Origin of the sequence: Candidatus Endolissoclinum faulkneri L2 (genome assembly GCF_000319385.1) — a bacterium.
In the GTDB taxonomy this organism is placed as follows: Bacteria; Pseudomonadota; Alphaproteobacteria; order Thalassobaculales; family Thalassobaculaceae; genus Thalassobaculum; species Thalassobaculum faulkneri.
In genome coordinates, this window is sequence record NC_019566.1 from 559,283 (window position 1) to 574,215 (window position 14,933).

General features: G+C 36.7%; 11 protein-coding genes and 1 tRNA gene. 7 read left to right on the top strand and 5 right to left on the bottom strand.

Going from position 1 to position 14,933, the window contains the following annotated elements:
- Positions 1-4 precede the first annotated feature (4 nt).
- The 4 genes from clpX to A1OE_RS01740 form a co-directional block, all read right to left on the bottom strand.
- Positions 5-1,273, bottom strand: a complete 1,269-nt coding sequence (clpX, locus tag A1OE_RS01725) for an ATP-dependent Clp protease ATP-binding subunit ClpX (RefSeq protein ID WP_015088296.1) — start codon at positions 1,271-1,273, stop codon at positions 5-7.
- A 234-nt stretch (positions 1,274-1,507) separates the two neighbouring features.
- The gene (clpP, locus tag A1OE_RS01730; RefSeq protein ID WP_015088297.1) at positions 1,508-2,143 is read right to left on the bottom strand and encodes an ATP-dependent Clp endopeptidase proteolytic subunit ClpP; all 636 of its coding nucleotides are present in this window, start codon (positions 2,141-2,143) and stop codon (positions 1,508-1,510) included.
- A 259-nt stretch (positions 2,144-2,402) separates the two neighbouring features.
- Entirely contained in the window at positions 2,403-3,839 is a 1,437-nt protein-coding gene (gene tig / locus A1OE_RS01735; RefSeq protein ID WP_015088298.1) for a trigger factor, read from the bottom strand.
- Positions 3,840-3,937: 98 nt separating this feature from the next.
- A tRNA-Leu gene (locus A1OE_RS01740) sits at positions 3,938-4,023 on the bottom strand.
- Between the two features lie 1,020 nt (positions 4,024-5,043).
- Here A1OE_RS01740 and ccoS point away from each other — a divergent pair.
- A complete protein-coding gene (gene ccoS, locus A1OE_RS01745; protein ID WP_044283226.1) occupies positions 5,044-5,217 on the top strand; it encodes a cbb3-type cytochrome oxidase assembly protein CcoS in 174 nt (57 codons plus the stop codon).
- Between the two features lie 355 nt (positions 5,218-5,572).
- On the opposite strand, the gene A1OE_RS01750 is transcribed toward ccoS, so the two are convergent.
- Complete coding sequence (locus A1OE_RS01750; protein ID WP_015088300.1) at positions 5,573-6,910, bottom strand: dihydroorotase; 1,338 nt, start codon at positions 6,908-6,910, stop codon at positions 5,573-5,575.
- A gap of 1,062 nt (positions 6,911-7,972) precedes the next feature.
- On the opposite strand from A1OE_RS01750, the gene folE reads away from it, so the two are divergent.
- From folE to A1OE_RS04145, 6 genes are all read left to right on the top strand, one after another.
- Positions 7,973-8,566, top strand: coding sequence for a GTP cyclohydrolase I FolE (gene folE / locus A1OE_RS01755; protein WP_015088304.1), 594 nt, complete (start codon positions 7,973-7,975; stop codon positions 8,564-8,566).
- A gap of 535 nt (positions 8,567-9,101) precedes the next feature.
- The gene (ccoN, locus tag A1OE_RS01760) at positions 9,102-10,511 is read left to right on the top strand and encodes a cytochrome-c oxidase, cbb3-type subunit I (RefSeq protein ID WP_202802558.1); all 1,410 of its coding nucleotides are present in this window, start codon (positions 9,102-9,104) and stop codon (positions 10,509-10,511) included.
- Between the two features lie 16 nt (positions 10,512-10,527).
- Positions 10,528-11,253 carry a cytochrome-c oxidase, cbb3-type subunit II gene (ccoO, locus tag A1OE_RS01765; protein WP_015088307.1) on the top strand — a complete coding sequence of 242 codons (726 nt, stop codon included), beginning with the start codon at positions 10,528-10,530 and terminating at the stop codon, positions 11,251-11,253.
- A gap of 179 nt (positions 11,254-11,432) precedes the next feature.
- A complete protein-coding gene (ccoP, locus tag A1OE_RS01770; protein ID WP_015088308.1) occupies positions 11,433-12,302 on the top strand; it encodes a cytochrome-c oxidase, cbb3-type subunit III in 870 nt (289 codons plus the stop codon).
- Between the two features lie 32 nt (positions 12,303-12,334).
- On the top strand, positions 12,335-13,897 hold the full coding sequence (gene ccoG, locus A1OE_RS01775) for a cytochrome c oxidase accessory protein CcoG (RefSeq protein WP_015088309.1): 1,563 nt from the start codon (positions 12,335-12,337) through the stop codon (positions 13,895-13,897).
- 61 nt (positions 13,898-13,958) lie between these two features.
- A complete protein-coding gene (locus tag A1OE_RS04145) occupies positions 13,959-14,420 on the top strand; it encodes a FixH family protein (protein WP_015088310.1) in 462 nt (153 codons plus the stop codon).
- Positions 14,421-14,933: the final 513 nt, after the last annotated feature.

The following is a 14,933-nucleotide window of genomic DNA, read 5'->3' on the forward strand; positions in this document are numbered from 1 at the left end:
TGATTTACACACCAGTGTTTGCTTCTTCGGAACGTTCTCCATAAACAAATATTGGCTTGCCATTTGCAGCAATCACATCAGCATTTATGATAATTTCTTCAACATCCTCTGCGTTCGGTAGATCATACATTAGATCAAGCAAGATACTTTCCAGTATCGATCGCAGACCACGAGCACCAGTTTTTCGCTCGATAGCCTTCTGTGCGATAGCACACATAGCATCATCGCGAAACTCAAGCTTTACGTTTTCCATTTCAAACAGCTTTTGATATTGCTTGATTAAGGCATTCTTTGGCTTAGTAAGAATCTCGATTAATGCTGATTTATCCAGATCTTCAAGTGTTGCTAAGACGTGCAATCGGCCGACAAACTCAGGTATTAAACCAAATTTAAGCAAATCATCTGGTTCGATATCTTTTAATATTTCGCTTGTACGACGATTATCTGCTGGTCGGATATCAGCTTCAAATCCAATCGAAGAATCCTTAGAAATAATCTTTTCTATTCCATCAAAAGCACCACCACAAATAAACAAAATGTTAGTTGTATCTACTTGCAAAAATTCTTGCTGAGGATGCTTGCGCCCCCCCTGGGGAGGCACACTAGCAACAGTACCTTCCATAATTTTCAGCAGAGCTTGCTGAACTCCTTCGCCCGATACGTCACGGGTTATTGAAGGATTATCCGATTTGCGACTAATTTTATCTACCTCATCGATATATACAATACCGCGCTGAGCTCTGTCAACGTTATAATCAGCAGCCTGAACCAGCTTAAGTATTATATTTTCTACATCTTCACCTACATAACCGGCCTCGGTTAAGGTAGTAGCATCTGACATCGTAAATGGTACATCAATGATTCTGGCTAAAGTATGAGCAAGCAAAGTCTTGCCGCAACCTGTTGGACCAATTAGCAAAATATTTGACTTTGCCAGCTCAACGTCGTTGTTTTTTTGGCTGTGCTTAAGACGTTTATAATGATTATGCACAGCTACAGCAAGTATGCGTTTAGCTGTAGACTGACTTATCACATAATCATCAAGCACTTGACAAATCTCTTGAGGAGTGGGAACGCCATCACGGGACTTAATTAGTGTTGTCTGATGTTCCTGGCGAATAATTTCTGTACATAAATCGACGCATTCGTCGCAGATAAATACAGTCGGTCCAGCGATTAGTTTGCGTACCTCGTGCTGACTCTTTCCGCAGAATGAGCAGTACAAAGTACTCTTAGATTCGCTGGAGTCTTTGCCGCTAGCAGGCTTGTTCATGGTTTACAGCCCTATATACCTAATTCAACGCAATTGTAATGTTCTTACTTGTAGTATATAACTACAGTGCAAACATCATTTTTTGACGGTAAGTGATGAATGTGGACTTAGGCTAATTTTAGTTTTCGATATATTTAATTCATAAATAATCTATGCCAATATCCTCCTCTCCTCAGAGAGGAGGAATCAAATTCAGCTTTTCATGTATTATGATAAATAATGCCATCGCTTTTGTTAGACCATATCATCTTTTATAAGATCAGTACGTTTGTTGATTACTTTGTCAATTGTGCCAAAACTTTTTGCGATCTCTGGTGTCATAAAATTATCTCTCTCCATAGCTTCCTCGATTTTGTGCAATTTCTGGCCAGTATGTTTCACGTAAATTTGATTAAGACGTGAGCGCACTGCTAATATTTCACGGGCATGTATTTCAATATCAGTAGCTTGACCCTGAAATCCCCCAGATGGCTGATGAATCATTATTCTAGAATTTTTTAGTGCATAACGCTTTCCAGCTGTTCCGGCGGTTAACAACAAAGATCCCATTGAAGCAGCTTGACCAATGCAAACAGTTGACACATCAGGGCGAATATATTCCATTGTGTCGTACATAGCTAGCCCAGAAGTAACTATTCCACCAGGCGAATTAATATACATAGAAATATCTTTAGTCGGATTTTCAGCCTCCAAGAATAACAGCTGTGCACATACCACGCTTGCAACTGCATCATTCACTGGTCCCATAACAAAAATAATTCGTTCTTTGAGTAAACGAGAGTATATGTCGTAAGCACGCTCACCACGATTTGTTCTTTCAACCACCATTGGCACTAGGTAGTTCATGTAAAATTCGGCCGGATCGGCCATTGCACCTCTTCCTTAATTCCTGTTAATACCGTTATTTTCCGGCTATCAATTATTACTCAATCTAAATTTTCTCTATCATACAAAGGACAATATGGGCCATTGAAAGCTTCAGCACCAGTATCTCTAATAGTTAGATGGGCAATTAAGCGGCAGCATTGTTAAACCAATCTAATCTTGCGTACTTAGAGATTAAGGTCATTTTTAACATTAAAATAGCTGAGGTTTTTTCTTGCTATCTATGTTAAGACTAAGATCTCTATTATTTTTCTTGACTTTCTTCTTGTTTACTCATCGGCTTTAAGCCCTGCTTGTTAGCGTCCAAAGCGCAAAAAAGTTCATCCACACTTACGTTATTGTCCTTAACTTTAGCAGACTTCATCACAAAATCGATCACTTTATCTTCTAACAGCAATGCTCTAACTTGACCTATAACAGCTTTGTTTTTACGATATGAGTCAAAGATAACATGATCCTGACTCAGAAATCTGCTTGCTTGTTCAGAGATCGAACGCGAAACTTCCTCATCAGTCACTTGTATATTATTTTGACGGCCAATCTCGGATAATAGCAAGCCAAGGCGCACTCGGCGTTCAGCAATGCTCTGATAATTAATTTCATCTTGCTCAGATAATCTATAATTTTTGACTATCTTAATAGCACTATGATCGTATTTATGGTTTTTGTTTTTTTTCTCTTCGGGCAGCGCAAGAAAACCATCTTTTTTGCTTGAATATTGAAAGGCCTGACTAACGATTTTATCGTATTCTTTTTTCACCATTTGCGATGGAGCTATAAAGGAGATTTCTTTAGAAAGAACGTCAAGTAACTGGAATTTTAGGTGATTGCGCGTAGCAACTAGACATTCGCTTTTTATTTTTTCGCCAATCGCTTTTTTTAAGCTATTCAGTGAGTCCATTCCAAAGATTTGAGCGAAGGAGTTATTAATTTCAATTGGCTTTAGCTCGCGGATTTCCTTTATTGTAACATTGAATCTTGCTTCTTTACCAGCCAGAGCGGAGTCGGGGTAGTCTAGAGGAAGGCAAACAGTAATTAATTTATTACTCTCGTTAGCTCTCGTATTCATTAACTGTTCTTCAAAGCCTGGGATAAATTTGTTAGAGCCAAGTTTAATATAATAATCCTTTCCTATACAGCCTTCAAATGATTCGCCGTTAATTTTACCATCAAAATCTATGACTATTACATCACCTAACTTAGAAAGTCGTGATTTTTTTATTGGTACGGACTCTCTTTGACTTTCTGCCATTCGATTAATAGTATCATTTATTTCGCCATCATTAGGTAGTGCTATCAAACGCTCAACCTCTATTTCAGAAAAATCAATATCTTTAATTTGAGGCATAAGCTCGACTAAAAGCTTGTATTTTAGGTCACTATTCTTTTCGTAAGAGATAATCTCAATGTTCGGTTGATGTGCGAGACGAAGTTTGTGCTCCTCTATGGTACGTTGTGAGCTTTTGATAACTGAATTCTTAACTATATCGTCAAGAAGCACTTCACCGTAGCGCTGTCTTAGCAGAACATGTGGAACTTTGCCAGGACGAAATCCTGGCAAAGTTACTTGCTGAGCGAGTTTAGCTAACTGGTCAGTTAGCTCAGCTTCTAATTCTTTGGCTGAAATAACTATAGTGAATTCGCGCATCATTTCAGCGCAAAGGCTTTCCGTCACTTGCATAAATTAGAATCCCGCTCGAAAATATGCACACATTAAAAGTTATTAAGTTAAATAGCGTAGACACTATGCTCAAGTAAATATTTTACTTTAATGTTATGTGGTGCGGGTGGAGGGATTTGAACCCCCAAGGCTTTGAGCCACTGAAACCTAAATCCAGCGTGTCTACCAATTTCACCACACCCGCTTTTCCAAAATAAAGCTACTTTTATTTTGAATGTGATGCGTAGTTATCTACTGATATAGCAAGGAGATGATTTTCTCATTTTTTAGCATAATGACCCATTTTTAGACAAAATCAACAGATATGAATTTAATTAATCAGCAATTTGTTTTGTACAATCATTTTAGTTATATCAAAATTTTAATCATCACTTTAAAAACATTTAATGTATTTGATGAAATAAAAAATAATTACACTATACATTTTAGTTGATTTAAAACTAATTAAAGCCTTATTGCTTAAAATAAGTATAATTAATGCATAGTATTTTTAATAAAACGCAACATTTTTTATAAAAAATAAAAGCACAATAACATTCGTAGTTGAGATACTCAATAATTGTTAAATTAACTAAGAATTATTTATTAATAATGAATATGATATTCTAAAAAATATATATGTTTTCGTTTAACGATACATTTTAAATTTTTTTTACAAAACTATTAACCTATATCGCTATCATAAATCTACACTAGTGGTTAATCAAGTAATAGCCTTAAAATATTTTTTCTTAATTAAAGATGAATTAATTTTTTTTGTAAGATTTGATCAAATTTTGTATTAATAAGTTGCAAAATGCTTAATTCCTAAACCTTTTTGTCAAAAAATATTTTAGTGTGTCGAACTCTGTCCTTGTTTGTCGGATTAGTAGAATATTTTTACCGTTTTATGGAAACATAAAAATGCTCCACATTTCCTGAAAATTATATTGCTCGCTAGAAATTTAGTACTTTGGGTGAACTACAAAGAAGGATGACATGAGGATTTATAGTGATTATGCTATATATTAGGTAAGTTAATTTTGCTTGTTGATTACTAGCTAAAAATTACTTTCCACTTGATTTTTTTCCTAAAAATACTCACCTTACCGGGTAACTTGGTTAGATGATTTTTATGCACCATTTTGAGTGTTGTATTATCGATAGCTATGAAGAAAATCTGTAATTTTTATCTGATTAAACCAAGCTGCGAAAATTTTTGTACATGATAATATTATCGATACTAATTCCTGCAGCCCTGGCTCTTGGTTTGATTGGACTCTTAGCTTTTCTTTGGGCTCTTAGATCAGGGCAATTTGATGATTTAGAAGGAGCTGCGGAACGCATTTTGCTGCCGGATAACTATATCACAGATAATTCAAGTGATCTAAAAAAGTAGCTGCTGTTTTGCTGGAAGAGTGAGCACGAGGCTTCTATTATAATTTACGTTTTTCTATATAATCAAACGCAACAAAATGCTCTTATTCTACCATTTTGTAAAATTGTGTAAGCGCCTTAAAAAGAAAAAGGAAAATTACTTTTTAGACTACTATACTAGTGATTACTTAATTTTACAGTAATCATCAATTTAGTAGATTGGATAAAGCATTAGGATTTGTTTACACGCTTAAACAATAGAAATATCGAATATTGCATGTCTTTTTTTTACAGTATTTATTGTATCAGGATTAAATTTTAGGTGTTTTATGATGCCAACACCATCATCCTGCTGTTAAAAAGTTTTGAGAAATATCTTAGAAGTTTTCTAAGCTTGACTGGAAACGTACTGGTTTGCCGAGAGCGCTTCCTATAAGCTCATCTTCGCGCATAATAATATTTCCACGCAAAACGGTAAATATTGGCCATCCAATTACCGTTTTGCCATCAAAAGGCGTCCATCCACACTTACTCTCAATCCATTTGTTGGTAATTTCACGCTCGGCATTGAGGTCAACTAATGTTAGGTCAGCATCCCAGCCCTTGGCAATTCGCCCCTTACCGACAATGCCGTAAATTCGATTTGGTCCTGTTGAGGTTAAGTCAACTAATCTGGCTAAAGTCAAACGACCAGCATTCATATGGTCTAGTAGCAATGGGAGCATTGTTTGTACTCCAGGCAAACCAGAAGGGCTAGATGGATAAGGTAGCTGTTTTTCCTCTAAGGTATGTGGTGCGTGATCGGATCCTATTACATCTATAGTGCAGTTATCGATCCCCAACCAAAGGGCTTGTTGATGATTTTTCGTGCGTACTGGAGGATTTATTTGAGCTAGTGAACCAAGCCGCTCGTAACATTCTGGACCAACCATGCTAAGGTGATTGATGGTGGTTTCAATTGTGGTAATATCTTTGTGTTCAGCTAAAAATTCTATTTCTTCAGCACAGCTGATGTGTAACATGTGTAACAAGCGCCTTGATTGAGTACTTAACCGAATAATTCGTTGGGTGGCTTTCAATGCAGAATCTGATGATCGCCAAATTGGATGAGCGCGTGGATGACCACAAATTTTAGCAATTTGCTTTCTTTCACGGAGTATGCAATCGTCCTCTGCATGAATGGCGACTCTTCGTTTACCGTTGTTTAGAACTTTGGCTAGCAGTTCTTCATCGTTTATTAGGAGACAGCCAGTGGATGAACCCATAAATATCTTAATACCAGCACAGCCGCTGGCCAGTTCAAGATTTCTTAACGTGCGAATATTCTCTTGAGTTGCACCTATAAAATAAGCGTAATCGCACCAGGCACCTTTTTGTGAACGTGCAAGTTTGTAATTAAGCTCAATTTCAGATACAGTAGGTGGTAGTGTATTTGGCATTTCAAAAATTGTGGTGACTCCACCTTTAGCAGCTGCACGACAGCCGTGGTAAATACTTTCTTTGTGTTGGAAACCTGGTTCACGAAAATGAACGTGAGTATCAATTACGCCTGGTATAACAGTTAAGCCCGAGGCATTGATTACTTCATTGGCTTCGTTTGTTGCTAGGCTTCCAATCGCAGAAATTTTACCGTCATTTATTAAGAGATCTATCCGCTCTAGTCCTGATGGAGTGAAAACTTCACCGCCTCGCACAATAAGATCACAGTATTCCATAATTTCACTCTTCTATAAGTTAAATTCTCGAAGAGTCTAGTGTATGCTAGTATTAGAAAACAAGTTTTAATTGCGCTAGAAGTATTTGTAGTAATTTTGATCAATATATTTTTTATACAAAATAGATTTACTAGTAGTAAATAGTTTTATTTAAAATAATAAAGTTAAGGAATAATTACTGGCACAATTAACTTGCTACTAAAAGCCAAAATTAATCAAAATATTTTTTGTGTCAGTTTTTTAATAGGCAAGTTGCAATTAAGCCTTGTTAGCGAAATGAAAATTTCAGCTAATATTTACTGTTTTCATTAAAATATTAATAAATATTAATTGTTACTAAAATAAATATTAAGTAAGATTTAATGCAACGTAGTAAACTTTAAAAATACTAAAAATTATTATACAATACTACTGACGAAAAGTTAAAGTGACAATTCGAATCCACCTCAACTAATCAATTTATTCATTCATATAACCAATTTTATCTTGGTCTTATTCAATAAATAATTAATTATGAAAAACAATATAAAACTGCTATTAACGAATTACAGATTATACCAAAATTATATTAGATTAAGCAATGTTTTATCTAAACATTATGAAAAGACTATCCAATATAGATATTCTTATCTGTAATTTTTTATAGCAATAAAAATTATTAAGTTTTTTTTGTTGGTGCTCCTAATAATTAATTTAATTTCAGCTAAAAATAATATTGCCAGATAAATTGTTTTATGCAGAAATGTACGATTATTTTGCTGTGTAATTATCGCTTGAGTGTAATTCAATTACAGTGATAAAACAAAGTCATTAGAGATAAAGTAGTTAACGATTTATCAAGCATAATTTTCCACTAAGCAAAAAATTTTTGTATATAACTATATTCGCAGTGTACGGTTAAATTTGTTTTTTCTTTTATTGCAAGAGGGTATTTAACAGCTAGCAACTATCTTCGCAATCCTCCTTTTCGTATCGCAAACACATTCTACCCCTAATTCCAGTGAAGCAAAGGATTATCAGTATGCTTGCGTATGAACAATTCATCGTTATGATGAGACAGCAATGGTAGTGACGACTAGCAAAAACCGCCCTACGCGTGATCAGGCTGAGCGTGCGGTACGTACACTAATTGAATTTGTTGGAGAAAATCCAGATCGCGAAGGTCTCCAAGATACTCCAAAACGAGTAGTTAATTATTATAATGAACTATTTTCTGGATATCTCTACAATCCAGACGAAATTTTATCTCATACATTTCAGGAAGTTGATGGATATGACGAAATTGTATTGCTGCGTAATGTTCGCTTTAAATCGTTCTGTGAACATCATATGTTACCAATTATTGGTATTGCTCATCTGGGATATTTTCCCAGTGAGCGAGTTGTCGGCATTTCTAAATTAGCTCGAGTAGTAGATGTTTATGCCAAGCGTATGCAAATACAAGAAAGATTAACAGCTCAAATTGCTCAGGCGATTGACAATGTGCTAGCTCCTAAGGGGGTCGCTGTAATCATCGAATCTGAACATTACTGTATGAGCACTCGAGACTTACATAAGCCAGAAGTAAGCATGACCACAACGCGCATGCTGGGTTGCTTTAAAGACAATTATGAATGTCGCCGCGAATTCTACCAACTCGTAGCAAAAAGCGAATAGATTTTTAGTTTTTTATTTATAAATTTTTTAAAAAATCCTAATTCTACAAGATTATTCTTGTTTATTTTAAGGTATACTTGTAATTAAATTCATAACTTAAACTTACAAAGTTTGTTAAGTGTGGAATTTTTTTCTGTGTGTGTTACTCAATGCACAGCTCTTCAATTTTTTTGATTAAAATTTTGTTGAATTCATGTTTGCCAAGAGTACAGCAAAAATAACTAAAGCATGCTTTTAAAATATTATTGTGCATTAAATACTATATTCTTTAATAACAAATTAAAAAATAACAGTTTTGGGGAAAACTACTTTTCCCTTTTACTGAAAAGAAAATTAAGTTAAGAAATTAAGAATCATGCATAAAGCAATTAAACTTTCCATAGCAGCCTGCGCTGGTTTTCTAGCCTTATTCATGGCAGCCAACGCAAAAGATGTGGTTTATGAGTTTCATTCTTACCTTTTCTTAATTTTTGCGGTTGCGATAGCATTTTGGTTGATTGGTCGTGACGAAGATAATATTAATCTAAATAGTTACATGGACGGTCCAATACGCAGTGGTGTAGTTGCAACTGTCTTTTGGGGTGTCCTTGGATTTGCTGTAGGTGTTTTCGCATCTTCTCAGCTTGCTTGGCCAGATTTTAATATTGCACCATGGTTTAATTTTGGACGTGTCCGTCCTTTACACACCTCAATAGTAATCTTTGCTTTCGGTGGTAGCGCACTGCTTTGTACCAGTTTTTATGTAGTGCAACGCACATGCCGTGTTCGCTTATTTGGCGGTGATCTTGCCTTATTCGTTTTTTGGGGATATCAACTATTTATCGTCCTAGCGGGAACTGGCTACCTACTTGGCAATAGTACATCCAAGGAGTATGCCGAGCCAGAATGGTACATCGATATTTGGCTTACAGTTGTTTGGCTTGCTTATTTGGTCGTATTCCTCGGCACAGTCATTAAACGTAAAGAACCGCATATCTATGTAGCTAACTGGTTTTACTTAGCGTTCATTTTCACAATCGCTGTATTGCACGTGATAAATGCCTTAGCGATTCCTGTATCACTAACTGGCTCAAAAAGTTATTCACTATTTTCTGGCGTACAAGATGCAATGATTCAATGGTGGTATGGGCATAACGCGGTTGGATTTTTCTTGACTGCCGGTTTTTTAGGCATGATGTACTATTTTATACCTAAGCAGGCTATGCGGCCAGTGTATTCTTATAGACTTTCCATTGTGCACTTTTGGTCGCTGATCTTTTTATATATATGGGCAGGTCCACACCATCTACACTATACTGCTCTGCCTGATTGGGCACAAACTCTTGGCATGGTATTCTCGATCATGTTGTGGATGCCATCGTGGGGTGGGATGATTAACGGACTAATGACCCTGTCCGGGGCATGGGATAAGATCCGCACTGACCCAATCATACGCATGATGGTAACGGCACTGGCATTTTACGGAATGTCAACATTTGAAGGACCTATGTTAGCTGTGAAAAGTGTCAATGCTCTAAGCCACTATACTGAGTGGACCATAGGTCATGTACATTCCGGAGCACTTGGTTGGGTAGGCATGATCTCTTTCGGAGCTGTTTATTTTTTAACTACGAAAGTATTTAGAAGCGATAATTTATACTCGTTAAAGATGGTAAACTGGCACTTCTGGCTTGCTACATTAGGAATAGCTATCTATGCTAGCGTGATGTGGGTTAGCGGAATTATGCAAGGCCTCATGTGGCGCGAATACGACCCTGAAGGTTTTTTGGTCTACTCATTCGCTGAAACTGTTGATGCTATCCATCCTTTCTACGTAGCACGCACCATTGCCGGCATCCTATACCTATTGGGTGGTTTAGTCATGGCTTATAATATAGGTATGACTATACTAGCTAGTAAAAGTAATGCGAAGGCAAGCCTCACTGTATTGGAGCGCCCTGCTTGAATTTAGGAGAAAGCTAATGTCGATCCTAGACAAGCATCATCGTGTTGAAACTAATGCGACGCTATTACTCATCCTTTCTTTTTTAGTGATCAGCATAGGCGGAATTGTTGAAATTGTTCCTCTATTTTATCTACAAAATACTATTGAACGAGTGGAAGGCATGCGTCCATACTCACCATTAGAATTAAAAGGTCGTGCAATTTATCAGCGTGAAGGTTGCTACGTATGTCACAGTCAAATGATCAGACCGTTTCGTGATGAAGTGGAGCGTTATGGCCATTATTCTCTAGCAGCTGAAAGTATGTACGATCATCCATTTCAATGGGGATCTAAGCGAACCGGTCCAGACCTAGCTCGTATCGGAGGGCGATATTCTAACAAGTGGCATGTTCAGCACCTGACAGATCCGCGTTCATTGGTACCGGAATCAATAATGCCATCTTACAAATTTCTAGCAAAAAACAAGCTCTATGTAAGCGATATTATAAACCACTTGGAAACTAATCAATTACTTGGAGTCCCGTATAATCAGGAGATGATCGAGAACGCATTTGCCGATATAAAAGCCCAAGCAGATCCAAGCGCTGATACAACAGGACTGCTAAAGCGTTACCCTAAGGCTAAAACTGGCGATTTTGACGGTAATCCAACCCAACTCACAGAAATGGATGCCATAGTTGCATATCTACAGATGCTTGGGACTTTAGTAGATTTTTCAACTTTAGATTTAGGGCAAAGATGAATTTAGAATAATTTTCATAAGCTTAATGTAATAAACCTTAAGCTTTAATGAGCTATAAGTTATGATATACTTTGTATATAGTTAATTTTTTATACTTATGAATTTTTCACTCATTTTGACTTAGTAAATTTTACTCTACTAACATGAAGCTTTTATTCATAATTAACAGCAAATAAATAATGAGCAAAAAAGAGGATCATGTTGTCAACAAAGTCGAAACTACTGGATACGAGTGGGACGGAATTAAAGAACTCAATAATCCCCTTCCTCGCTGGTGGCTTTATGTATTTTATACTACCATACTATTTGCTATTTGTTATGCTGTTTACTATCCTGCTATTCCCTTAATAGAAAGGAATACTGAAGGCCTTTCTAATTACTCCAGTCGCAAAGAACTAGAGAATGAGATGGCAGCAGTGAAATCAAGTCACGCAACAATGTTAGAATTGATTAAGACCATGGATGTAAGTGATATTCAGTCTGATCCTAAGCTGGCTCGCTTCGCAGCAGCAGGCGGTGCCTCGAATTTTAAAGTTTACTGTTCACAATGCCATGGTTCTGGAGCACAAGGTGGAGTTGGCTATCCCAACTTAAACGACGATGATTGGCTATGGGGTGGATCCATCAACCAGATCGAGACAACAATCCGCCACGGCATTCGTTATGAAGCCGATGAAGATACTAGATATTCTGAAATGCCTGCCTTTGGACGTGACCAAATCTTGTCAGAGGAGCAAATAATAGCGGTGGCTAACTATGTTTGTTCACTATCTGGCTTAGAACATGAAGAAAGTGTGATAGCTCTAGGAGCTATGGTTTTCACTGAAAACTGTTCTTCATGTCATGGCGATGATGGCAAAGGAATCAATGAAGTAGGAGCCCCAAATTTAGCAGATAAACTTTGGCTATATGATAAAAGTAAAAAAGCAATTTTATCCCAAATAATTAACCCACAACATGGTATAATGCCCGCTTGGGGTAATCGTCTTGGTGATATTATAGTGAAAGAACTCGCCGTATACGTACATGGACTAGGAGGTGGCGAGTAATCGATATTAATACTTTATGAGCTAAGAATGTGATGAACAATATTGGTATAAAAGATATCGAACAATTTGATGCTGAGCCTGTCAACCGCTACGACAAGCAACAGCCCCTTTACGTTTCACGTAAAAAAATTTATCCAAAACGTATAAACGGTATATTTCGTCGATTTAAGTGGATAGTAATGCTAATCACTCTTAGCATTTATTATGTTACCCCTTGGCTGCGTTGGGATCGCGGAGAATTTTCTCCAAATCAGGCAGTACTTGTCGACTTGTATCATCGCCGTTTCTATTTTTTCTGGATCGAAATCTGGCCGCAAGAATTCTATTATATCGCTAGTCTGTTGATAATGGCGGCACTTGGTTTGTTCATGGTCACATCTTCAATCGGCCGCGCATGGTGCGGTTATACTTGCCCACAAACTGTTTGGGTTGACTTGTTTCTTTTAATTGAGCGTTTTATAGAAGGAGACCGTAATAAACGCATGCGTCTGGATAAAGAAGCCATTAGCCCAACAAAGATAGTTAAAAAAATCAGCAAACATATTGTATGGCTGCTGATAGCAGTAGCAACCGGGGGGGCCTGGATTTTATATTTTGCTGATGCACCAACACTGCTATTAAAAGTGTTAAATGGCAGCGCATCAATAGTTGCCTATGGAACTATAGCTGTTCTCACCTTCACTACATATTCGCTGGGTGGTTTAATGCGCGAACAGGTATGTACCTATATGTGCCCTTGGCCACGCATCCAAGCGGCTATGCTAGATGAAAATTCGTTAACAGTAACATACAATAACTGGCGTGGTGAACCTCGCTCTCGTCACTCCAAGATCCATAAGCCTATTAGCGCCTCAGACAATATCCCTGTCTCTCGTGGAGATTGCGTCGATTGCAACGCTTGCGTTGCTGTCTGTCCTATGGGAATTGATATTCGTGATGGTCAACAACTCGAGTGTATTACTTGCGCACTGTGTATTGACGCATGTGATAAAGTGATGGAAAAGTTAGGTAAGCCAAAAGGGTTAATCTCCTACTCTACGCTAGCTAACTATAAGCAAAACATGAAGCTGGCCTTTGATAACATTAATTCTGAATTAGTTCATGAACATAAAGAAATTTTAAAACCTAAATTTAAGCATACGACTATAAGCACAATCCTGCAGCAGCCAAGAACGATTATATACTTTGCTATATGGGTGCTAATAGGCTTTACCATGCTTATCATGTTGACCACACGCTCTCATTTGAAGATTAACGTCCTGCATGATCGTAATCCCGTATCTGTACGCCTATCAGACGGTAGCATTCGTAATGGCTATACTGTAAAAATACTGAATATGATTCCAAAACACAGAACATTCACCCTAACCGTTAATGATTTCATTGATGGGGAGATAATAATGCCACAGAAAAAAAATGACCGATTCCATAAAATATCGCTTAATGTTAAGCCAGATAGCCTGCTAGCTCAGCGGCTATTTATAATTGCCAATCCTAAAAGGAATAAAGTTGTAGAGAGAAAATTTCGGTTCCAAATACAAGATAATACTAGCTCTGAATCAGCTGAATATACTGCTACTTTTTCTTATAGATAACTGTAGCAAGTAATAAATACTAAACTGCTAGTCATTTCTAGGCGGACGAATTGTTTTAAAGATGACTGACCGGCGTGTCTTGATGATCTTAATTTTTTTCTTTGGACTTATAATAACGGTTAATGTGATACTGGCTATCCTAGCTAATAGAACTTGGCCTGGTCTAATAGTAGATAATTCTTATGTGGCAAGCCAGCAATTTAACACTCGCATCGCTGATGCACGTGAGCAACAGGCTTTAGGTTACATTTTAACTTTTGAACAGGTAAAAAATCAACTTACTCTAGCTCTTTCCGATAAATCTGGACAGGGCATTAAGATTCTTAATGGTATCGTTCGAATCGGTCGACCAGTAACACGTACTGAAGACCGTATAATTAATATTCCCTTTGTATCAAGTGGCCGATTTAGAATACCAAACACTTTAGCTCCAGGTATTTGGATAGCTGACATCGCTCTCACGCTAAGTAAAGATCGCACTTGGCGATCTGAAAGAAGGTTTTCTGTAATAAAAGGTAATTAACTTATTATATTGTTAGTTTTATATAGTTTGTCTTTAAAACAATCACCTTCTAGCTAAGACAATTGATATGATTTTTAAGAAGCTACTGTGTCTTAGCCTGAGTGATATGCTTAGCTTGATTTTTGAGAAATAACTGCTGTATATTACTTAATTTTTTAGTTTGTATATGCTATCAGCATAGCTGAGTTCATGGGTTTAGAGAAGAAAATTAATTGATTCTAAATAGGGCTAAGCTAAAATTTATCTACTCGAACTGACTAGGGGTATCGTGTATATATCAAATATAATATTGAATAATACTAAATAATACTAAATATTGCTATACAACATTAGCAAATTGCTGTTATATTGATGGTCAATATAAATTTTTTCTTGTAATATAACATTACGGTTAATTGATTATTCCGCTACTTGTTACAAAATTATATATTTTGATACGTTAAAGCAATATCCTAACGGTTTTAATGACCTAATTTATTATCAATTTTATTATTTATTTATCAAACATACATT

What these genes read in the sequence shown, in the direction of transcription:
- ccoN (WP_202802558.1), top strand. Translation starts at nt 9,102, where the DNA reads ATGGACGGTCCAATACGCAGTGGTGTAGTTGCAACTGTCTTTTGGGGT.
- tig (WP_015088298.1), bottom strand. Translation starts at nt 3,839, where the DNA reads ATGCAAGTGACGGAAAGCCTTTGCGCTGAAATGATGCGCGAATTCACT.
- ccoO (WP_015088307.1), top strand. Translation starts at nt 10,528, where the DNA reads ATGTCGATCCTAGACAAGCATCATCGTGTTGAAACTAATGCGACGCTA.
- ccoP (WP_015088308.1), top strand. Translation starts at nt 11,433, where the DNA reads ATGAGCAAAAAAGAGGATCATGTTGTCAACAAAGTCGAAACTACTGGA.
- ccoS (WP_044283226.1), top strand. Translation starts at nt 5,044, where the DNA reads ATGATAATATTATCGATACTAATTCCTGCAGCCCTGGCTCTTGGTTTG.
- folE (WP_015088304.1), top strand. Translation starts at nt 7,973, where the DNA reads ATGGTAGTGACGACTAGCAAAAACCGCCCTACGCGTGATCAGGCTGAG.
- clpP (WP_015088297.1), bottom strand. Translation starts at nt 2,143, where the DNA reads ATGGCCGATCCGGCCGAATTTTACATGAACTACCTAGTGCCAATGGTG.
- A1OE_RS01750 (WP_015088300.1), bottom strand. Translation starts at nt 6,910, where the DNA reads ATGGAATACTGTGATCTTATTGTGCGAGGCGGTGAAGTTTTCACTCCA.
- A1OE_RS04145 (WP_015088310.1), top strand. Translation starts at nt 13,959, where the DNA reads ATGACTGACCGGCGTGTCTTGATGATCTTAATTTTTTTCTTTGGACTT.
- ccoG (WP_015088309.1), top strand. Translation starts at nt 12,335, where the DNA reads ATGAACAATATTGGTATAAAAGATATCGAACAATTTGATGCTGAGCCT.
- clpX (WP_015088296.1), bottom strand. Translation starts at nt 1,273, where the DNA reads ATGAACAAGCCTGCTAGCGGCAAAGACTCCAGCGAATCTAAGAGTACT.